Origin of the sequence: Tenacibaculum sp. Bg11-29 (assembly GCF_002836595.1) — a bacterium.
In the GTDB taxonomy this organism is placed as follows: domain Bacteria; phylum Bacteroidota; class Bacteroidia; order Flavobacteriales; family Flavobacteriaceae; genus Polaribacter.
In genome coordinates, this window is the sequence record NZ_PJBB01000003.1 from 3,328,613 (window position 1) to 3,352,833 (window position 24,221).

Below are 24,221 nucleotides of genomic sequence, written 5' to 3' on the forward strand. Positions count from 1 at the left end.
ATATTATGAAATTTATTAAATTATTAGCTATATTATTTATTTCTACATTAACAATTACTTCTTGTTCTGATGACACTCCTGTACCAGTACATGAAGAAGAGGTTATTACAACAATGACTATTGAGTTAACACCTAACGGAGGTGGCGATAAAGTAACTATACAAAGTAAAGATGCTGATGGTGAAGGGCCAAATGCTCCAGTTATTACAGGAGGTATATTAGTTGCAAACAAAACCTATAGTGGAGTTATTACATTATTAAATGAATTAGAAACTCCTGCTGAAAATATTACTACAGAAGTTGCTGAAGAGGCTGATGAACATCAATTTTTTTATAGTGCAAACATTGTATCAAGTACATTTGCCTATGCTGGTAATAATGACGCTAACGGAAACCCTGTAGGTATTAATTTTACTGTAACTACAAGTGATGCTGGTACTGGTAGTTATGTTGTAACTTTAAGACATGAGCCTTCTAAAAGCGCTACTGGTGTAAAAGAAGGAGATATTACTAATGCTGGTGGAGAAACTGATATACAAGTTAGTTTTCCTATTACTGTACAATAATTACTATATTTTATAATAAAAAACTCCCCAAATTACACTGCCCCCAAAAAGTTAGACACTATTTGGGGGTATTTTTATGGGCAGAAAAGTCAAGTATGATTATGCATTTAAACTTGAATGTGTAAAATTAGTTTTAGAATCACACTATTCAGCAGCAGCTGTTTCTAAACAAAAAGGTCTAAATCAATCTAACATTCGTAAATGGGTTGGTTTTTACAAAGTCCAAGGAGAAAAAGGATTATTACCTAGGAATAACAGGAGCTATTCAGCAACTTTCAAGTTAGAAGTTTTACAGTCAATCGATAAAGAATTTTTATCGTTAAGAGATGCTTGTTTTAAATTCAATATTCCAGACCCTGGTGTGATTGTTAAATGGAAAAGAAGTTTTGCTAACTTTGGTTTTGAAGGGTTACAACCTAAAGCTAAAAAAGGCAGACCTAAATCTATGGCTAATTTTAAACGAAAAAAACACAAATCAACTAAACCTTTAACAAGGGAAGAAGAGTTGTTGCAAAAGATAGAATCTTTACGATGTGAGAACGATTTACTAAAAAAGTTTCATGCCTTAATTCAAGCAGAAAAAAAAGCAAGAAAGTAAAAGTTATTATGGAATTAAGGCATAAGTATTATTTAGAATTACTTTTAACACACACAAATATAGCTAGATGTAGTTTTTATTATCATCAGAAACAAAACAAGTCAACTGATAAGTACAAAGTAATAAAAGAGTTAATAATAACTATTTATCACAAACACAAAGGGCGTTATGAGTATAGATGCATTACTGATCAGTTGAACAATAATGGGATTATTATTATTCATAAAACTGTTTTAAGGTTGATGAAATCATTAGGGTTAAAAAACCTTATAAGAGTAAAAAAATATAAATCCTATAAAGGCAATTTTGGAAAAATAGCACCTAATATATTAGAACGGAAATTTAAAGCAGATGCTCCTAGTAAAAATGAGCAACAGATATAACCGAATTTAATGTGTTAGGTAAGAAACGCTATTTATCACTTATAATTGATTTATTTAATCAAGAAATAATAAGCTATGAACTAATTGAAAGACCAGTGTTTATGCAAGTAGTTATGATGTTGAAAAAAGCTTTTAAAAAAATACCAGATAATACGAACTTAATATTACACACTAATCAAGGTTGGCAATATCAAATGAAACAATATCAATATTTATTAAAAGAAAAAGGAATTAAACAAAGTATGTCAAGAAAAGGAAATTGTTTAGATAATGCAATTATTGAAAATTTCTTTGGAATACTAAAATCAGAATTATTCTATCTGAAAAAATACAAGTCAATTGAACAATTAAAAAAAGAAATTAGTGAGTATATAATTATAATAACGAAAGAATAAAATCTAATTTAAACAAAATGAGTCCGATAAAATATCTAACTCATCATTATCAAAATTAATTATAAATTTGTCTAAACTTTTGGGAGCACTCTAAATTGGGAAGTTTTTTTATGCAACAAAGTTCTACTTACAAATAATAACTAAATATTAAACTCTTAATAATTTAGTTCTTCTAATAAAATAACTAGTTAGAAATAGTTTTTAATTATAGTTATAAAAACTACTTCTGCAAACTTTCTTTATGATATGTTTTGGCAAATATAATTTCAATATAAATGGCTACTTCAATATTTGTTTTCCCTTCTTCTAACATTTTAAAAATTGCTCCTAAATGTTTTTGCTTAAAATTATATATAATTCCATTGGCTTCTTTTATGTTTACAGCTTCTATACCTTTTAATTTCTCTAATGTAAACTTGTTTGCGAAATAAGCTTCCTTTCTTTTTTGTAAAAATCTTTTCATTCTTACATCTTCTTTTTTTGTTGAATTATTATAAACAGTAAGCGCCTTAGTATATTTTTGTTTTATAATATGTTCTATTTTTGAAGCATCTCTATATAATTTTTTTAATCCTTTAAATACTAAACTATAATATGTATCTAAAAACTCTTGGTTTTTATGAATTACATCTAAATACGCTATTGCTTTACTTTTGTATTTAGTTTTAGACTTTAATTCAGCATCAAGCATTTCTTGTTTTGCTTTTTCTAAATTTTCTTTAATCGTTTTAATCTCTTTAATTTCTTCGAATTTTTTCTGTTTGGCTATAGCTATAATTTCAGATGTAATTTCACTTAATCCTCCTTTAAACTCATAGGCTCTATATCTAAAACTAAATTGACTGTTTTTAGTTTTACGAATTTTATTTTTTGCTGATAAATCAAATGCATAATTATAACCTAACGTTACTGTTAAATCTTGCGTATTTTTAAGCGCATTCATTCTAAACAACTGTATTGCATTTATATTAAAGTTATGTTTTTCTTTATAAATATAATTTGCATTTGCGCGCAAGTTCGCCGCACTCGTTTTGTTTATTTTACTATTGTTCTGATTGTATGAACTACTAAAAGTAGCGTTTAATTTATCTTTTAGAAACTTTTTATTGATTGCTAACGTTGGGCCCCATGTATACGCATTTTCCTTTCCTATTGTATTATACGTCGTATTTAAAGCCGAAGTAATATTCATCTTCTTTTGAGGTAATCCTAATGTATAAGAGGTATTAAAATTATGAAATGTAGATCCGTTCCCCAATCGTACAATACCATTTTCTGCATTTGCAACTACTGCCAATGAATAATTAGTATTTAAATTCTGTCGCCTGTTTTTACTGTTTTCAAGTATATAGCTAAGACTAACATTGGCATTTTGCGATAATTGTTTATAATTAAAACGCTCTTGCTCATTGTCTAATAAATTATCATCGTTTATTACATCAAACTGGTCTAATTTATTATTCGTAAATGTTGAAAAATTAGAGTAACTTCCTGTTATATTTATTTTTTTATTTAACGCATAGCTTGCATTTATACTACCTACTGTTCTGTTCGTATTTGTTTCTTTTTGGTTTGCTAAATCATCTCTTTGATATCCTATATTAAAAGATATATTTACTTTATTATTAAATACTGACGTATTTCCGTTTAGTGTAATGTTTTCAAAATCATTATTGAAAAAATAAGCTCCTAATGTTTGATATCCTGGGTCTATTCGTTCATAACCAACACCAAATCTAAATTTATCAAAACTGTATTCAATTGCTGTTTTAAATGCTTTATAATGTTCTGTTGATGCTCTATTATCAAAAATAATCCCTGCAATTCCGCTACTGTTATTTACCTTTTGTGCTCTTAAATCTTTTGTAATAGCTGTTGAGGCATATTCTCCTTTAAACCTTAATCCTTCCATAATAAGTACCGAACCAGACATACTTAATACCAAGTTTTCTTTGGGCAATACTTTTTTTTCTTCAGGAATTACGCTAAGTGAGTTTATTTTATCTTTTGCATAAAAACCTATAAATTCTATAGTATATTTTTCCTTTTTAAAACCTACTTTGGCTCCGTATCCCATACGTTTAAAAGCAGGTTGCGTTCTAGCATCATCACTATCTTCTGTTGCTTTTAATAAACGACCATACATTGCTGAAAAAGTAAGAGCTCCTTTTGGTGTTAAATCTACTCCTCCACCTGTAAATTGATGTCCTGCTAGTGTATATGGAGAAAAAGTCATACTTACATCACCTACATGCGCTTGCACCCATTTATATTTAGGGTGTAAACTTAAACGATTAAAACTGAATGGCAGTTGATAATCTAAATCGTCTCCTTGATTAGAAAAACTATAACTAACGGGTATCGAAAACTCATACACGTTAAAATTTAAACTTCCTTGTAAAAAATAAGTAAAAGGTGCTCTTGCTACATTCTGATTTGATGAATAAAAAACCGAATTTGCGGCTATATTACCGCTTACTTTAAAAGGTTTACCTCTACCTATAGTAGCAAAATCTAATTGCTGACTAACAACACTCTGCGTAAAAATTATTATAAACACTACTAATTTAAGTAGCTTTTCCCTCTTAATTTTAATCATTAAAAATGTACTTTTTCTTTCTTTTTCTTTAACTTTATCTAGCAAAACAACTTTTTGAATCTTTTACTTTTACCCTGTAATTTCCTTTGGCTAAATTACCAATTTTTGTATTGTTTTTACTTATAAATGGAAACCATGTTTTCTCATCTACTTTAGTACCTGAATAATCAACCCAACTTGTACCGTTATAAAACTGTACAACCTGTTCTTTTGTTAATTGATATAAAAAAGTTCTTTCTCCTTCCCCTTCTGCTTTAATATTTATATATCCATTATTTTTCTCAAAGCATGTTTCATCTGAAGTATTGGTTATTGAAAATTTCACTTTGTTTGCTTTAGTAATCACAAAATCTGCTGGAATTAAACTAGACCAAGATGGATCATCTTTATCAATACCTTCTTTTTTTTTGTGTGTCTGAAATTTAACCTTATAATTACCTGCATCTAATAGTTTTTTCCATGTATACCCAAATGTACCATCTTTATTATCAGTTAATTTACTACTAGTAAACTCTTGGTTAATCAATACATTATTATCATAATATAGAGTCATTACTAAGGTTTCTTTTTCACTAGTATATAAATCTCTTTTTAAATTTAATGTAAAACCTCCATTTATTGAATAATTGCATGTTGTTTTAACTGGTTTTATACTACTTAGTTCTGGAGAAGCTGCAAGTATATTAAAACTCATGATGCCTAAAGATAGCTCTGGAAAAAAACGTATAATTTCTTTACCCCCTATAGACACTACTTTACTAAACAGATTTGATTTGTCCGTTCTTACTTTTATTTTCAGAGGTTTTCCTACCTGAATATTTTCCTTAATTAAGATTTCTCCCACAGTAGATTTCATAGGGAAATTATGTTTTATACTTTCAGGAAAATGTTTAAAACCTTTATTATCATAGTTATATTCCCATACTATTTCAGGTACTTGTACAATAGCATCCAAAAAAATATTCTCTTGAGTTTTAAAAAGTAAATCTTTTCTACTTCTTAAATTATCATCTGGTTGCGTATAATAAGGTAACATTATTCCAAAACAAGTGCTTTTTTTTTCCTTCGAACGTGACCTTATTATTTCAATACCGTCACAAAGATATCTACTTTTTTGGTACGCCCCATAATACTGGTACTTTTTAAGTTCTGGAATACTACCGTTACTACCAGAATCATAACGACATATCTCTGTACTTGAATTATATTCATATCTGAATATTTTTATTTGTACAGGCATACGCTCACTCTCAACTTTAACTACTTCTGATACATTATAACTTTCACCTCTTCTAACCCTTCCTCCAATAATTGCTTCTTCACCTCTACCTTGCCTTAAATATTTTATGGTAAACTCATTAACATTTCTGATATTAAATGATTCATATCTAGAATTATTTATTAAAGTGCTAAACCACACACCATATTCTTGTCCAAAACCTAAAAAACTATAAAATAATAGTATTAGTAATAATATTTTTTTCATTTACTTAAACTTAACCTCTTTTAACTTTCTTATTTAATTCACTTAAACTTCTTATTCCTTTTTCGCTATTTTGCTACGCAAAGTCTTTCAAATTTGAGTCAAATAACTCATTATAGATTTCCTTAACTAAATACTCGATGGCGCGGATTTGCAATCCATGCATACTATTTTATTAATCTATAAAAACCATACATACTTCTAAATCATTATAATTGCGAGCTGAACTAAAATAATAATCCTCAGAATTACTTACTATCTTCTCTTTTACAGGGTTTTGATGTATTCCCGATGGCGCGGATTTGCAATCCATGCGCACTTTTTATTAATCTATAAAAATCATACATACTTCTAAATCATTATGATTAAGAGCTTAACTAAAAATAATAATTGATTGCTTTGCTTACTATCTTCTCTTTTACGAGATTTAGATATATGTAGTTTAACTTCTCTTTTATAAAACGATTATTATAAACTGTTTCGGCATGATATAGTCGCAAAATCTAATTGCTGACTAACAACACTCTGTGTACAAATTATTATAAACACTACTAATTTAAGTAGCTTTTTCTTCTTCATTTTAATCATTAAAAATGTACATTTCTTTCTTTTTTTTTACCTAGCAAAACAACCTTTTGAATCTTTTACTTTTACCCTATAATTTCCTTTGGCTAAATTACCTATTTTTGTATTGTTTTTACTTATAAATGGAAACCATGTTTCATCATTTGCCTTAGTACCCGAGTAATCAACCCAATTTGTACCGTTATAAAATTGTACAACCTGTTCTTTTGTTAATTGATATAAAAAAGTTCTATCCGATTCCCCTGTAGCATTTACATCTATATAACCATCGTTTGTATTAAAACAGGTTTTGTCGGAGATATTAGTTATTGAAAATGAAACTTTATCTGGTTTACTAATAGTAAATGAATCAGAAAATTCTAGACTGTCCCAAGAGGCATCATCAGTATCTATTCCATTATTATCGTTATGCGTTTGAAACTTTACCTTATAATTACCTGCATCTAATAATGCTTGCCAAGTATAGCCAAAAGTACCATCTCCATTATTTATTAAAGTATCTATAAATTCTTGGTTAAATAATACACTTTCATCATCTGAGTCGTATAATGTAATAACCAAAGTTTCATTATCATTTAAATCTCTTTTAAAATTTAAGGTAAATTCTCCATCTCTAGAATAACCACAGGTTATTGGGTTTGTTATTACTGGCTTTATTAATTCTGGTGAACATGCAACAATAGTATATGCTTTAAGGGGAGAAAAGACATTTCCTAATAATTTATATCTAAAAAAAATAGTTTTACCTATCTTTTCAGAAAAATTAACTGAAAAATTATTAAAATCAATATTCACCGATAACTTACTTTGTGAACTTGCTATGGTTTGTAAGTTTCCTTCAAATGAATATTGCCATTCTAAAACATCAGATGGTTTTACATCTGGTATGACATTAAGACTTAATCCTCTACAATTAATTTCATTTAAAATATTAGTATCTACTTTTTCATAAAAAAGGCTTCCTAAAAGTTCCCCTGAAAGACTTCCACCAGAATACCTTTTCACTTCATAAAATGAATCAATTCCGCTTGGAACATTAAATTCATATGTCAATAAAGTAGCAACTCCAAGAAAAGGATCAATATCTCTTCTACATGAACCAAGAGCAACAAAATATTTTTTTAATGGTACATTAAATTCATAATTACCTGTATTATTTGCTAATATATTATTTGAAAAATCGGATATTCTTATCTCTGATCCTGGGCCTGGAATAGGAAATGGAGCTTGACAAGCTCCTTCGTTTGAAAATTTACCAAAATTTGTTGCGGACACATGATATTTAATAGTTTGAGCATTCAAACAAGAACTATAGATTATTAATGAAAATAACATTCTCAAAGTTTTTTTTTGTGAAAGAACTTCATATATAACTACACGCATTATTTTATTTTTCATTGATTTCATTTATCTAGTATAACATTTTTTAGAATCTCTTACTTTTACTCCCCGCTACGCAAAGTCTCCTGACTTTGAGCCACCTAATTCTTTATATATTTTCTTAGCTAAATTCATATTTTAATACTGATTCTGTTTTGTTATTGACGTATTTTTTAAAACATCAATAACTGGATTATCTACAATCTCTATAGTCACTAAACCTTTATTTTTCACATAATTACTGGCACTTGAATATATATAGTGTGATGCTTTTTCTACAATTCCTGCTCGTACTGGGTTTAAATAAATATAATCTAACTTAGACCACATAAATTTATTAGAATAAACTTCTTCTGCATGATTACCATATTGCCAAAATTGATAGTTCTTATTTCTACCCGATCGCGCGGATTTGCAATCCGTGCATACTATTTTATTAATCTATAAAAATCATATATACTTCTAAATCATTATCTAAATCAGCATAATTTCGAGCTGAACTAAAATAATAACCCTCAGCATTACTTACTATCTTCTCTTTTACAGGATTTTGATGTATGTAATTTAACTTCTCTTTTATAAACTATTACTATAAACTGTTTCAGCATGATACCCATCTTGCCAAACTTTATATTGTTGTTTTCTTTTTAAATGCTCACAACTCTTACTAAAATAAGCTAATAACCATTCTCGCCTGCTTTCAGGTTCTTCCTTTATTGTTTTTATTATTTTTTTGCTCGTAAACTTTTTAAAATCGCGCATTATTTCTGATAACGTAAGCTCTCCTACAGCTTTACACTATAAATGTAAATGACTGTGCATTAAACAATATGCATAAATTTCTAATCCTTTATTTTGTTGACAATATTTTAAAGCATCTATTATCACATACTTTTGTTTAAACGTGTAAAAATATCTATCCAATCCACATGAAATAAGCTTGTGTGATATCTGTTGCTTTATATTTTCTTGACATTTATTATTATAGCATTACTATTCTAAATTACCTGTTGTTTTTATTTTAAATTAATACGTATTGCTTACTCTTTATCGGCACGGATTGCAAATCCGCGCTATCGGGTAATCTATACTTTCCTCTAATACAGAAAAATAAGCCTGCCTAGTAAAAATATCTAACCAATAAACCGTTGCAAAACTTATAAAGTATGCTGCTGATTCGTTATGAAATTTATACTTTCTACTCATTGTTTATTACTCCTTTTACTTTTCTTACTCATGCCGTCACGAGCAGGATACTCGCGCTAGCGGGGCACGGATTGCAAATCCGCGCTATCAGGTTTTGTAAAGCGTTTAACTGTTTTTCATCTGTTCATATTCAAATGGGCGTATCATATTTTCTGACATTTCATAAAAATGCCCATTAGTAATGCCAACAGCTTCTAGTTCTTTTTTTATTTCTTCACTTATATATAATACTCCTGATAACCCCCACAGTACATCATAATCGTATTTGTATACTTTGTTTTTAAATTCTAATTTATTTAACCTTGTTATTTCTTTATTCCCTCGTTTCTTTTTATATGATCCTAAAAGTTCTATATCTCCACGTTTTATATCTAATAAATATGTTTTTGATAATATAGAACCCTCAGAATGAATCTTTATAGGTATATTTTTTCTTTCTGAATTTTGAGTTATTTCCACAAAAGTACATTTAGAATAATCTATAATATCATCACCTATTCTAGCATTTTCAACTACAATATGAAATAAATAATAATCTCCGTTTGTTTCTTTAAGTTCTTTACAATAAATAGCTGTAGGATAAAAACGATGTTCTGGTAAGCTGTACTTTTCTAAAATTTCTTTAACTTTTTTACTAATTACTAGATTAACTCCCTTATTAGGTTCAATATCTGCTGTTGTAATATTAGTATACCAACCTAATGCATCTACAAAAGGGGTTTCCCCCTGCCATAAATCAATGTCTTCATAAGCATCTATCAATCTCATTTTTATTGGTAAACTTTCTTTAGCTACCCATTCATTATCGTTCATAGGAGCTATAACCTTTCCATAATCTTCTTGATTAATGTTTATATTCCATTGAAAAGTATTTGGTGAAAATTCAAAAAACTTCATATTTATATTTTTATAACATTAATTCTAATTTTTCTACTGTTATCAAGTCATCTACTTTTGTTCGTATCCATTTTCCTGATGCATCTTTATAACCGATAACAGATTTTTCTAGTAATAATTTTTGCATACCTTCTTGAACTTTTAAAACTTCATCGTCAAATAAATCTATGGCATCACCTATATCTCCTCCTACATCTTCTAAATGCTTTTTCCATCTTTTATTAAAAAATTCTATTAAAGCTCTATTATATTTTTTATGATTTGCATGTACACCTCTTGCAGCTATAATTCCTGTAGGTTTGGTATAGCCTTCTAACATAATAAGATTTAATAACCCATCGTGGTGTTTTCCATTTATATCCATAACAGTATGCCCTATTTTATCATACCATTTTCTATAACCTTCCGATGCTTTTAATGTTTCTACTACAAATACGTGATGGGATTGAAAACCATTAAAATGACCAGAGTCTTCTAATTCTTTAAAGAAAGCTTTCCAATCGTTACCTTTAACTGAATAAATTATTTTTTCACCATCTACGATAACCTCAAAAGTATATGCTTTTTTCATAAATTCATATTGAGTTCCAGTTAATTTTTTAAGAGCATTTAAATTATAAGCACTCACTTTACCAGCCCATTTTGCTGCATAAGCCGCATTCTTATAATTAAATTTTAATAAAAAACTTTCTAAGCTTCCACCTCTTTCTCCATATTTAAGAACTATACTTTCAAGCGAAGCCTCTTTTCTAGATAACGAAGCTATATCATCAAACTTATATTGTGCATTTACTTCAGGATACTCTCTCAACTTTAACCAAGCATCTATATGCTCTTCTTTTAGTTTACTAATACTGCTTCCCAATAATTCTTTCTGAGCAACACTTTGTATTTTATTTGCATCAGTTACACCTAATACTTTTAAAAATTCTTTTTGCTTTTCAGTTTCTAACTTATTAAAACGATTTAATATATTAGAAAAACCTTCTAAATTAGAGAAGTTTTTAACTATATCTGGGTTAGCCTTTCGTAATATTATCCAGGCATCCATATGTGCCTCTGTAATATTATCTAAATTCTTAAAAAGTAATTCTTTTTGTAGTGTTTTAGGTTTTTTTATGGTTGTTCTATGTAATAAATCTTCTACAAATTTTGCCCTATCATTACTATCAGAAAATTCACTTTCAACTTTACTAGCTAATTTAGGATTAAGTTCCTGTAGTTTTGCCCAATTAATTTCATCTGCAGACCTTGCTGAAAGTTCTATAAAATCATCTAAATATTTAGCATCAGAAACACCATCAGGTCCTCTCGGCCCATTAATTGTTAGAACTTCATCCTTCCCTTCAGTTAATTGATACCACTTTGTATCTCCTCCTATTTCTCTTGGAACAGTTGTTATTAAACCATCATTATGTACACGAACATAACCATCTGTAGCGTGTACTATATAATCATCTCCTAAAGCTTTGGTAAAATCTCTTGCTCCTTCAAGGTTTGTACATGAAAGTAACCTAACTTTTTTATTACTTGGATGTACTTTATCAAGGTATTTTGTTATTTCTGTATAATCACTAATTTCCTTTCCATCAATAATTAATTTATTGTCTGCTCCATGAATTACAATATCAATAAAACCATCTTTTGTTTTAGTTTCAATTGCAGCAAGTCTAGCTTTAGTTTTTGCTAAATCTCCACCGAGTACAATCATATGATTACTAGCTATAATATCTCCAAGACCTTTAATAGCTCCAAACACAAAATTATCTGCTCTCATACTATTTCGAGTATCAAAAATATTTCGACCAATTACATTGGTAACAAATTTTTCACCTTCACCTAATGCATCATTAATTTTCTTTAAAGAATACTTTATTTTATTAGACCCTTTTATGTTTGACTTAATTAATTTAAAATTTTTATATGCCACCTTACCATATTGAGCATACCCAACCAATACTAATCCTACAGAATACTCCCCCATACGACCTGCATCCTGATTATAAGCTGCAAATAATAACCCTGCAACATCAAATAGAGTATCTCCTCCAATTGGAGCGAAAATAAGAGAACCAGCATCTATCATACCATAGATTACTTCATTCCTATTTATTTCTCCTTCGTAAAAATGTTTTTTACTATCTAAATTATCATATTCTCCAAATGTATATGCTATCTTAACAACAAAATCAAACGTTTCTTCCTTATGAAAATGAAATGCTCCATACCTCATTTGAAGTCCACTTTTAAAACTACTATTAGTTATATATACTTCTCTTAACTCAATAGCTCCGGTAACTTGAGCAAAATAATCTTTATTATTTGCTTTTATAGCTTCAGTATCTTCTCTTTCAGCTTTTTCTAATAAATCATCATATTTTTTCTTCCACTTTACAAAGTCATTTTCATACTTAAGTCTTTCTGTTATAGAAGCATCTTCTTCTAATTTTTCTGGTCTTTCTTTTCTTAATATTTTAATATCTCTCAAATGAGGAGATTTTAAAGTAGCTAACGAATTTATTAAAGGAAAACCTCTTACATTCGTACGTGATCTTTTTTCTAAAGAACTAAAAGATCCACTTGACTTTACTACTGTAGCATATAAATTTAAAGGCTTCTCTATATTTGTATAAAAACTTATAATATCCATAAATGGCGTATTCCCAGTCTTTATCTGTGATGGTTGTATCAAACTTGAGTCATTTTGATGATAACCAATACTATAACAAGCATCTTTATTAAATAAACCTACCCCAAAAATAGATTCATAATCAGCAGAAGAAACTATTACATTAATTACTTTTTTACCATTTACTAAACTTTCTTTATGCTTTAAACTTATTTGAGCCATTTCACTCAATTTAGCATTTGATATACTTGTATTGTTATCTATTGTTAATAGCGTAACAATCATGTATGTATCTTTAGTATAATGCGTTAGTAAATGAAGTTTATCCTCTAAAATATCAAAGTTTTTAGATTCTTGTAAAATTGAGCTATTTTTTACATTTGCAAATTGTATGTGATTAAAATTTCCCTTATTTCTTTCTTCAGTTCCTTTACTACTATTTATTCCAGATAAAGCTTTTTCTAGAGCTTCATCTATTTTCTTTTGATAAAAATTAAGTCGTGATTGGTGCTCTTTATTCTCATCTTTTAATACAGTAAATTTATCACATTCATTATTTTTTTCTGGCACTTTACATTTAACAGCTACCTTAGCTTCAAAGATATCAGAAGTGTAATCAATATTTTTTTCTCCTTTTAAACCAATCGCATTACTCCATTTAGTTTTATACAATTCGTTATCACAAGGTTTTATATACTTAAATAAATAAACATAATCATCTTTTAACAAATTTTTATAACTAATACCATCCAATTTTTTTCCTGAATCACTAGTAAAAGAATTACCTTTTGATTTGTAGACAACATTCTTATACTTAATTCCTCTTATCGCTCCATTAGGTATGTTTTCCAAACCTGATGGAGAAACTAAACTTGATTCATTTTTAAAAGTAAAAGGTTTCCATTCAGCCGTTAAAAAAGTTCTTCCACTAAGCTCCCCAGCCTCATCACCTTGAAAAATATACAATTGAATACCTGGTGCGTGGAGTTTTTGCCAATCCATATGGGTAAAATCGGTACCGTTAGTACCGCTATCCATTAAATAGGTACTTTCTCCTTTTTTGGTATTGTACTGATCCCAAGGATGCTTTAAACCAAAAATACCATGACCAATTTCGTGTGCTGCTACCCGCCCTGGATCTTTTTGAGTAAATACAAAACCAAACTGACGTTTTAATGGCATAAAACCTTCCACATTTTTTTTAGATAGTTCTACGTCTTTATCCAAGAAGAATATATAATACTGCTCTTTTTTGGCTTTATTTTTATAGGCACTAATAATATTCTTTTGACCTTGGGTATAATTTGATATCATATCGCTATCTCCGACATCTAAGTTTTTTAAACCTAACTTTAATTCGTCTGTCGTTATATTAAAATTTACCCCAGCTTTATTATAAATTTCATTAATACGTTTTTTAACCCCATCAGTATTTGCTTTATTAACAGATACCAACGTTAAGTTAATACTTTGCTGTTGTGCATGCCAAATATTTAATTTACCTGCAACCGTATGTTTTTTAGTAGAATCCTTTGGTTTTACAGTAGCTATAATTTCATCTTTCGCAAATTCAAATTCTCTTTTTAATTTTAAAGTAACTACGTTACCAGACCAAGAACTATCAATCTTAATTCCTTGTTTTGTTTTAAAAACTATATCTTTTTTTGTTTTACCATTTGCAAAAGATACTTCCGCTTTTACTACATCTGTTTTATTACTACTTACATCACTTACTAATTTATATAAAACTGAATATTCTTTATCGTCGTGTGTTTTTATAAATTCATACTGTTTTTTATATTTACTAGAGGTTATACTTTCATTATGAGTATCATTACTATAATACCCCGACGGTATAAATTTTACACGTACATCTTTCGAGCTAATTTCTGTTACATTTCCAGCACTTGAAATACCTTCTGTATTATTTTTTGTAGGTACTCCTCCTTCAGCTACTTTTCCTTTGGTTACTGTACCGTCTTCCTTAACAGTCCACTGATCTCCATTTTTATCAGTAATTGTAACTGGCTTATCACTAGTTATTGTTTGAGTTTCTCCATTCTCTGCAGTAATAACAATAGCTCCGTCTGCATTAACAGTAACCGTTTTAATATCAATATTTGAAGCATCAAAACTGTTAGTTTCACCATCATCACCAAAAACATCATCAATAACAGCATCAAGATCTAGTATACCTCCCCATTCAGGGTCATAGTCTGTTTTTACAAGTCCTTTTGTTAATTCATAACTTGTATTTATGCTTATTCCACTAAATGTTACTTTTATACGGGTATATTTACCAATGTTTATATTTCCTTTTTTTTCTTCTGTACCGTCGTCTGTTAGTATATTTACAGCATCAATTATTTCTTTTATGTTTTCTAAGAAAGGAAGTGTAATATATCCCCAACCACTAAATGTACCATTACTACCTGTTACTTTTCTTGTTATTACAGGAAAATCACCTGCAGTAAAGGTTTCATTAATGCCTAATTTTGGTAAGGGATCGTTATTGGTTATGTTTATTTCTGGTGTAAGTCCACAGTTATAATAGGCAGCTTCATCGGTTGTTGGTGTGGTAAATTCTTGAATGTTTGAATATGCAAATCCCGATAATTGGGTGCACTCACCTCCTACTCTAAATTCATAAACAGTATTTGCTTCTAAATTAAATATTTTCCCTTCATTGGTATAGGTGTTTACATCAAACCAATCATCGTCTCCAAATCCTTTTTTTCGGTATTGTATGCGGTAACGAATATGCGCTGAGGCTTGCCAGTTAATTTGTACCGATTCGGCTGTTAACGCTTGTGATATTACAAAACTAGGTGCGCTACAGTCTTTTAAATATTTAAACCAAAAAATTTCACTTTTACCATCGTTTTTAAATACCGATGTTTCGTTTATTCCATCGCTTACAAATGCACGTACTTGCCAACCATATATTTTACCAGACATTAATTGTGGTGCTTCTGGTCCCACTAATAAAGTAGTGCTATAAGTTGTAGTTTGGTAAAAAGGAATAGATGCTAAAAAGGATGCTTGTGGGTTTTGTACATCCCATAATTCTTTTAATGTGTACTCGTATTGTACGTTATTAGCATTGGTATGTCTTGGGGTCCAAGTAAATAATATATTTTGCGGATTGGTTGCGGTTACAATATTATTTTTAAAAGGTAAATTTAATATTGGCGGATCGTTTTGTAATAAATAAGCGGTAGTACAGCTTTTACCTGATAGTTTACGGTTGGTAAAATAATCATATACCTCAAAACAAAAATCATAACCACCATTTGGTAATGGGTTATTAAATTGTTGTGGTGTTATTCCTATTAAATTATTTAGTTGAAAATAGGCTTGTAAATCTACATTAGATAAGCGTGTGTTAATACCTCCGTTTAAAAAAATAGGGGTTTCACCCATAATTACTTCTTGGGTACTAATAGCAAATCCTTGCCCTTCTATATACATTTTAAGTCGAACTCTTCGCCCTACTTCATTTATATCGGTTAATAGGATATTAAGGTATAGTTTTTCGCTAGTGGTGGTAGCGTAATCTGATATTTTTAAACTATACGGTGGTATTAATTGCGGGTTTATTTGTACAGGGTAAGTTTGGGCAAATAATAACGTATTTAAAAAAATACTTACAATTAAAAGCAACCTTTGTTGTATGTTTTTATAGTTTGGGCTAGTTTTCATAAACTTTTTCTTCTTAATTAGCTTCTTTTTGAACTTTTATATCAATTACGATATATGAGTTTGCTCCGTCTTTAACAAATTCGTTTATTTTTATAACTCCTTTTCGTTTATCGGCAGTTTCAAAAATTACAATCCTTGGTTTTTCTACATTGTCAAATTCAGTTAATCCTCCAACTGTTTCATCAACATTTAAACTTGTTAGAAATGCATCATTCGTCATTGCATTAAAATTAGTTACTGATACTGATGATGAACAACCACATGATTCTTGTTTATTTATAAGCTTTGTTATTGTAGCATTTGGTATTGCCGAAAACGCTAATTCTTGTACCTTATTGGGGCTTATAAATTTATTAAAATTAAAGGTTTCATTTAATCCAAAAAAAGCAATATCAATTTTTGAGCCTATTGTATTATTTACTTTGCTTTGGGTGTATACTTTTCTTGTTTGAGTTGAAAAATATGCGCCTATATGATTGTTTTTGTGTGCTGTATTTATACCTAACTTAATATTTGTAAATGTTCTTAAATTAGTATTTTCATATACAGTAATTGTTTTAGAAATAGTTTTTTCGCTCTTACTATTCAATGCTTTTAATTGCATGGTATAAGTTCCTGGTGTATTGAATATAATTTCAGGGTTTTCGGTACTACTAGTTGTAATATTAGCCCCTTCAAAAGTCCATTGGTAATTTGTTGCGCTTATACTTTTGTTTTCTAACGTAACTTTTACAGGTACTTGATAATCGTCGTCTTCAAAAGCAACAGCATATTCGAAATTTGCTGATAGTAGTGGTGCAACTTCTATTGTTTTTTCTAGCGTGTACTCTTCGTCTCCGTTACTTACTTTTAAACGAATATTGTGCGTACCTGGTGTAGTAAAAGCAATGTCTTCTGGATGTTGTTTTGTAGATGTACTTGGTACGCCTCCTTCAAAAAACCAATCATAGGTTGTTGCTCCAACTGTTGTATTGGTTATTTTAATTTTTACAGGTGAAAAGTTATTTTCTACAACTTGAGTTTCAAAACCAATATTTATAGCCGAATTTACTTTTATTGTTTTTTCTTTAACATCGATGCTTCCATCTCTATTTGATGCTTCTAGTTTTACGATATAAGTTCCTTCTTTATCGTAAGTAATAGTTCCTGGATTTCTATTGCTTGATGTTGCAGGGCTTGCTCCGTTAAATGTCCAACTATACGTATCTGCACCTTCTGTACTGTTTATTATTTTCACTTTAACAGGTACAGTTTTATCATTTACTACAATTTCTGTACTAAATGTTGCAATAACCGGTAAGGCTACTTCATTTACACAGGCATAGCTACTTAAAAGTATAACTATAAAAAATATTATCTTCTTCATTATTCAATTATTACTTTTCTAATTCTTTTTCCTTTTGGTGTTTCTAATAGTAATACATAAATACCTACCGACAAGTTCATTTCGTAATTTGCTGTATATTCTTTTAATCCTTTTAAACGCTTATCAGCGACCACTGAATTTGCACTTAAACTAAAAAGACGTAATGAAACTTCAGATTCTTTTTCTAAAACGATATCTACTTTAAAGTTTCCTTTATTTGGGTTTGCATACACTTTAAATTCTTTAATAAATGGATTTTTAGTATCTCCTATAGCATCTAAATTTCTAGATTTTAAAACCGTTACTGTTTTTATTGCTCTTTTTATACAGTTTCCTTCAGTTGCAACTAAAGCAATATTATAATTTCCTGGGGCTGGAAAACGCAATACTAAACCTTCATCTGTTTGTTGTACTATTGTTACGTTCGAAGGAATACTCCATGCTATATTTGAGCTTATTGGATTCGATACATTTATTATAGCAATGTCTTCGCCTACAAAGGCTTGTGATGTTAATATTAATTGTGCATCAATTTTCACATCTGATTTTAAAATCTCTAATTCTTTAACTATTATACATCCTTTTGTTGTAGTTACCGTTAATGTATATTTTCCTCCTTCTGATAATGTTACGATACTTTCGTTGCTTGTAAAACCATTATCTGATGTCCAAGAATACTTAGAAACATCATTCATAGTAACATCATATTCTATAGTTTCTCCGTAACATAAAGTAACCTTGTTTGGTACAAGGCTAAAAACAACTTCGTCAGTGTTTTTTATGGTTATTGTTTTTACTATTGTACAACCTTTTTTATCTGTTATTGTGGCTATATATTCGCCTTTACAAGCATTTACAATAGATTTACCAGTATCTCCCGTATTCCAAGCTACTGTATATGGTGCTAACCCACCTGCTATATCTAAATTAATAGTTCCTGTACATGTATTGTAGCAATTTACATCTGTTACATTTACATTTATTGTTAATGGACTTGTGTTTTCTAATACAATGTTTTGTGTTGTTTGACATCCATTGGCATCTGTAATCATTACAAAATAGCTACCTAAAGACATGTTTGTAATATTTTGAGTTGTAGCACCTGTACTCCAAAAATACTTATATGGTAATGTACCTCCTGTTGTATTTGCAGTAATTGTCCAATCATTAGCTGTACCACAATTACCTGGGGTGCTTTCTAATTCAGTTTTTAAAAGTTCTGGTTGAGATATTAGTATAGCAACACTTTGTTTTTGATTATTCTCACTATCTTTTATCACCAAATAATAACTTCCTTTTTTTACGTTAGTTAAAATTACTTCATTGGATATAAGCGTATTTTCACTATCATACCAAGTATACTGATAAGGTATAACTCCTCCTGTTACCGTTGCTTTAACACTAGCTTCTGAACCACCATTACATAATATTATGTTGTTTTGATTTAATGTTATTAGTAATTCTTCTGGTTCACCTAAATTATAGGTTTCTTGTAATTTACATCCTTTTTTATCTGTAACAAAGAAGGTGTATTTTCCGGCAGGAATGTCAGTAATACTTTTTGTATTCCCTATTACGATTCCGTTTTCATCTTTCCATTCAAATATATCTGGTTGATCCCCTCCAATAACTTCAACTTCAATTTTTCCATTAGATAATCCTTTTCCTGTAGGTCTTTTAAATAAATTTAATGAAATTTTATATTCACTTGGTTGTGCTATTGTAATTAACACTTTTTTACTACAACCATTTTCATCGGATACTGTTACATTATAATCTCCAGATGTTAATGAAGATACGTCTTCTGTTCTTTGTCCGTTACTCCAAACATAAGTATATATGCCTGTTCCTCCTGAAACTGATAAATTAATCGCTCCATCATTTCCTGAATAACAAGTAACATCTTGCTTCGTATACGTTACAATTACTTCATCGTTTTGTAGTAATTCAAAATCGTCATATGAAGTATTTCCTTTTTCATCTTCTACCACCAATCGATATGCTCCTGCTTTTTTCGTTAATGTTGTTAGCTCACCAATTACTGTAGTTAGATCATTTTTGTTATACCATTTATAGGTGTAAACTGGTGTTGGTGCTGAATATCCTCCTGTAACGGTAGCATTTAAAGTTCCGTTTTCACCATTACATCGAATTGCTGTTTGTAAACCTAATTTTACTATTAATTTTTCTGGTTGGTGTATCGTGTATTCTTTTTGTAATTGACAACCGTTTGCATCAGTTATTGTCATTTCATAAGTAATTCCTAAGACTGTCCCTGCTAATCCTGTAACCAAATTAGACATTGCTACTACGGTACCTAAACTTTTTTCTATTAATGAGTAATTATAATGTGGTGATCCAGATGGATCGAATGGTGTACCGCCTAGTACGTCTATTTTTATACTTCCATCACTTACTTCAAAACCGGTTGCATTTGTAACTACTTCTGTTGCAGAATCTATTGACAATTCAGATGCTGGTTGATTTATTGTTATAATTTCTTCTAATGGTATACTAGGACAGTTATTCGTATCTTGTACTATAACTTTGTATTGTCCTGCTTCTCTACCTATTAAATCTTTTGATGTAGAAATTGGCGTTGTAGTACCTATTTTATACCATTCATAAACATAAGCTCCTGTACCACCAACAACATCCAGTGTTATAGCTCCTGTTGTATTCCCATGGCAATCTACATCTGTTATTACAGGGGTATTTATTATAACTTTATTTGGTTCGCTTAATTTAACTTTGTCATATACTTTTATTCCTAGTCCATTTCTATCAGTTACCTCTACTCCGTAATCTCCCGCAACTAAACCTTCTACTGTTATATTTGTTTCTCCTGACAAAAAAGATTTAGATCCGTTTGATAAAACTTCATACCAATGATATGTATAAGGTACCAATCCTCCACTTACTGTAACTTCTAATTTACCATCTGCATCACCGTTACAGAATAAGACTCCGTCGGTTGGTATAGTTACTGTTGCTATTAATTCATCTGGTTGACTTAATGTTTGAGATATTTCATCGGTACATCCTTTAGCATCTGTAACCATCACTTTGTATGTTTCTGCTCCAATTCCTATAAGATCTTCCGAAGTTCCTACTTGTATACCTAAACTGTTTGTCCATACATAACTGTAGCCTCCATTACCTCCTGTAACTGATATATTAATACTACCATTTGTTCCGTTAAATGATAATGGATCTTTTGCGCTATCTAGTGCAACAATAAGATCATCGATAGGCTCATTAATAGTATATGTTTGTGCTACACTACATAGTTTAGCATCTGTAACTATTACTTTATAACTTCCTTTAAGTTGTGCTGTAATATCTTTGGTTGTCGCTATTTCAGTATCGCCAATATCTTTCCATGAATATGTGTAAGGCTGTGTACCTCCTGTAACAGTTAATTGTATATTTCCATCATTACCACCTTTACATGAAACGTCTTTAATGGTTTCTGCTATTGATAATGGTTGTATTGGCTGAGTAATAATAACTTCAGTAGAGTTTTTAATTTCTACAGGATTAAAATCATAAATAACAGTTACTTTTACTATATAAGTACCTTCAGAAACAGTTATTGAAGCAGTGCCTGGAGTTGGAATTGCTATAACACCTGTTCCTACTTTAGTCCATTCATAGTGATATTTATTACTTGCTCCTCCGATGACTTTTGCTGTAATTGTTCCATCATTTCCTCCAAAACAACTAACATGTGTTTTATCAAAATCAATTTCAATTGGAGCAGGATCTGAGATTACTATTTCTTCTTCATTAATACATCCCTCATCATCTGTTATTATTAATATGTATGTATCTGCTCTTAAATTATTAAATAATTTAGGAACTCCTAATCCTGGAAATGAGCCTGATAAATCTACAGCATTAGGTGCAGTAGTATTTGCGCCTTTAAATGAGTAGGTATAATTTGGGTTTGGTGTACCTCCTGTTACCGAATATTCTACAAAACCATTTACACCACCCGTAGATGTAGTATTCCCTTGAATTCCTGGTGTAGGTGTAATTATTAACGGACTAATTGGCTCTTCAATAGTAAAAGTTTTAAACCCTCTAACACAATTATTAGCATCTTTAACCTTTACATTATAGGTACCAACACTTAAATTATTTATTGCTTTAGTATTTGTAAATGTACCTGGTACTGGAGTATATGTAATACCTGAACTAGCATTATTTAATAATAAGCTATAAGGAACTGTACCACCTGTAGCTTGAATCTCAACTGAACCATCATCATCTGATGGATCTGTATTATTACAACTTACATCTTTTATACTATCTGATACTATATTAATGGTTAATGATGCAGCCGGTTGTGTTACTATTATATCCTTATACTCTTTAGAAACATACCTATCAGAAACAACAACCCTATAATTTCCAGCAGGGTATCCTGTAAAAGTGCATGAATTATATGTGGTTTCATTGTAATTTACAGATTGTTCTTCTTGTAATATTCCACCTAAAAATAGTGCTACTTTATACTTTCCTGAATTCACTATTGGTTTTATTCCTCCTTTTACTGAAATTGTTATTTTTCCTTTATCTCCTTTACATTTAATAGCTTCTGGTGAAGCTGAAATTTCTAATAATGTTGGATTTTTTAATACTACTGTTTTACTTATAGTGTTACAAGCTGTAACTGGAGATGAACTATAATTTGCATCACGTATTTCAACTACATAATTCCCTGGAAGTAGATTATCTACAATTCTTTCTTCATTCGCATTATTAATATCTCTATTACTCTCTGCTAACGGTGTAGTACTACCATCTTTATAAACATAAAACTTATAAGGAGCTGTTCCGCCTGTTGGAACAATACTTAATACTCCTCTTTTATTTATAGCAATTTCTGTACCTGTATTATGTTCTTTAATTACTGTTTCTACCTCTGTAGATAATCCTACCCCAGCATCAGGTCCTAAAATTTGTATTTTATAATACAAACTTAAATCATTAGGATCTGTTTCTTGCCCTTGCATTGTTGTTATCGCCAACATTGCGAAAAGTATATATAAAAATGAAAATATTTTTTTTGTCATAGCTAACTTAATTTTTTCTAGCAAAACATCCTTTGGTGTCTTGTATTTTTATTCTGTATTCAGTCTTTTTTTCTAAATTCTCAATAATGGTAGTTGGCCCTGTAAAAATTGTCCAATTTCTATAAAGGGTTACACTGGTACCATTAACTTCGTAAATTATATATTTATACTTACTGGTTTCTCCACTAGTGATATCTAATTTTATTTCCCCATTTTTTGCACCAACACAAGTTTCATCACTAAATTTAGTTGCAGTAAAATTCACGTTTTTTGCTGAAAATATTTCAAAGACAGGAGTTTCAACCAGTGATTTCCAATAATTATCATTTGCATCTGGCAAAGGGTCTGGTGGTTGCGTATTTTTATTTATGGATTGGTATTTAAAAAAATATTTACCTGTATCAATATCGAAAGGCCAAACAAAACCGTATTTACTTCCTCCATTATTTACTAAATTGGTCTCTATAGAGCTTTGTCCCATCAATAAATTTCCATTAACTAAATCTTCTTTAAATAGAGTAACTACCAATTTTTCGTCAGTTGCTATATCTATGTCACGTCCTAAGTTTAGTGAAATTCTACCATCAGTATTATACACACATGATGTTTTTATTTTGTTATAATATTCCTTAAATTCTGGTGAACAGTCTGATACTTGATACGTTTTAGCAGATACAAATTTATCACTGGCTTTATGCCCAGTTCTAATTTTTAAAGATCTTTGTGGTGCGGCTGGAGCAAGGTCAATAATACTTATACCCTCTGTAGCATATAAATCGCCTACATTTACACTAATATTTGTAACTGCACTTGCATATTCTTTCCAATCACCGTCTGAAGGGCTGGTTTTACTACCTATATAATATTGCCAATCATAACCACCGCTTAATTCTAATGTGTTTCTAGCACATACGGTATTATCACCTATTGCGAGTTCATCAATAATATGAAGAGGGTACATTTTTTGATAAAAACTGCAGCCACTAAAATATAAAATACCATTATTAAAATTAGCTTTTAAGACCTCTTGTTCTCTTTCGTAAGTACAATCTGGAAAGTTATTAATACGGATAGCTGTGTTATTTACTTTTATTGTTACATCTGTAAAACTATCTTGAATAGGCATAAAATTAAAATACACATTACCTACAGTTGAAGAACTTGCAAAGAAACTTGTTGATCCAATAAATCCAACATTTGAAGATACATACATTTCACCATTATTAGCATGCAAATAACCAGTAACATTTGTTTCTATTAAATAACCATAGTCAGTAACTTGGGCTTGTATTCTTGTTATGAACATTAATACGAAAAGCATACATAAAAATAAAATTATTTTTTTTGTCAT

At 29.8% G+C, this 24,221-nt stretch carries 13 protein-coding genes and 2 pseudogenes; 4 read left to right on the forward strand and 11 right to left on the reverse strand.

From position 1 onward, the window contains the following. The first annotated feature begins 5 nt into the window (after positions 1–5). The 4 genes and pseudogenes from CXF68_RS15245 to CXF68_RS15260 all read left to right on the forward strand — a co-directional run bounded on the left by CXF68_RS15245 (position 6) and on the right by CXF68_RS15260 (position 2,001). Positions 6–566 carry a type 1 periplasmic binding fold superfamily protein gene (locus CXF68_RS15245; protein ID WP_101045985.1) on the forward strand — a complete coding sequence of 187 codons (561 nt, stop codon included), beginning with the start codon at positions 6–8 and terminating at the stop codon, positions 564–566. Between the two features lie 76 nt (positions 567–642). Next, entirely contained in the window at positions 643–1,164 is a 522-nt protein-coding gene (locus tag CXF68_RS15250; RefSeq protein ID WP_101045986.1) for a helix-turn-helix domain-containing protein, read from the forward strand. An 8-nt stretch (positions 1,165–1,172) separates the two neighbouring features. Continuing rightward, complete coding sequence (locus tag CXF68_RS15255; RefSeq protein WP_101045987.1) at positions 1,173–1,547, forward strand: IS3 family transposase; 375 nt, start codon at positions 1,173–1,175, stop codon at positions 1,545–1,547. An 11-nt stretch (positions 1,548–1,558) separates the two neighbouring features. Next, positions 1,559–2,001 (forward strand): annotated as a pseudogene (locus CXF68_RS15260) (transposase). Between the two features lie 161 nt (positions 2,002–2,162). On the opposite strand, the gene CXF68_RS15265 reads toward CXF68_RS15260, so the two are convergent. From CXF68_RS15265 to CXF68_RS15320, 11 genes and pseudogenes are all read right to left on the reverse strand, one after another. Further along, positions 2,163–4,541 carry a hypothetical protein gene (locus CXF68_RS15265; protein ID WP_101047557.1) on the reverse strand — a complete coding sequence of 793 codons (2,379 nt, stop codon included), beginning with the start codon at positions 4,539–4,541 and terminating at the stop codon, positions 2,163–2,165. A 34-nt stretch (positions 4,542–4,575) separates the two neighbouring features. Then, a complete protein-coding gene (locus CXF68_RS15270) occupies positions 4,576–6,027 on the reverse strand; it encodes a hypothetical protein (RefSeq protein WP_101045989.1) in 1,452 nt (483 codons plus the stop codon). A 172-nt stretch (positions 6,028–6,199) separates the two neighbouring features. Then, the gene (locus CXF68_RS15275; RefSeq protein WP_369800516.1) at positions 6,200–6,337 is read right to left on the reverse strand and encodes a hypothetical protein; all 138 of its coding nucleotides are present in this window, start codon (positions 6,335–6,337) and stop codon (positions 6,200–6,202) included. Between the two features lie 302 nt (positions 6,338–6,639). After that, positions 6,640–8,007, reverse strand: a complete 1,368-nt coding sequence (locus tag CXF68_RS15280; protein ID WP_101045990.1) for a hypothetical protein — start codon at positions 8,005–8,007, stop codon at positions 6,640–6,642. 120 nt (positions 8,008–8,127) lie between these two features. Then, positions 8,128–8,319 carry a hypothetical protein gene (locus CXF68_RS15285; protein WP_369800517.1) on the reverse strand — a complete coding sequence of 64 codons (192 nt, stop codon included), beginning with the start codon at positions 8,317–8,319 and terminating at the stop codon, positions 8,128–8,130. Between the two features lie 106 nt (positions 8,320–8,425). Further along, positions 8,426–8,965: pseudogene (locus tag CXF68_RS15290) on the reverse strand (transposase). A gap of 335 nt (positions 8,966–9,300) precedes the next feature. Beyond that, positions 9,301–10,092, reverse strand: coding sequence for a hypothetical protein (locus CXF68_RS15300; RefSeq protein WP_101045991.1), 792 nt, complete (start codon positions 10,090–10,092; stop codon positions 9,301–9,303). Between the two features lie 10 nt (positions 10,093–10,102). After that, positions 10,103–16,423, reverse strand: coding sequence for a fibronectin type III domain-containing protein (locus tag CXF68_RS15305; RefSeq protein ID WP_101045992.1), 6,321 nt, complete (start codon positions 16,421–16,423; stop codon positions 10,103–10,105). 13 nt (positions 16,424–16,436) lie between these two features. Then, a complete protein-coding gene (locus tag CXF68_RS15310) occupies positions 16,437–17,789 on the reverse strand; it encodes a PKD domain-containing protein (RefSeq protein WP_101045993.1) in 1,353 nt (450 codons plus the stop codon). Beyond that, positions 17,789–22,870 (reverse strand): T9SS type A sorting domain-containing protein, encoded by a 5,082-nt coding sequence (locus CXF68_RS15315; RefSeq protein ID WP_101045994.1) that lies wholly within the window; start codon positions 22,868–22,870, stop codon positions 17,789–17,791. The genes CXF68_RS15310 and CXF68_RS15315 overlap by 1 nt, the downstream gene beginning before the upstream one ends. A 7-nt stretch (positions 22,871–22,877) precedes the next feature. Next, positions 22,878–24,221, reverse strand: coding sequence for a hypothetical protein (locus CXF68_RS15320; RefSeq protein ID WP_101045995.1), 1,344 nt, complete (start codon positions 24,219–24,221; stop codon positions 22,878–22,880).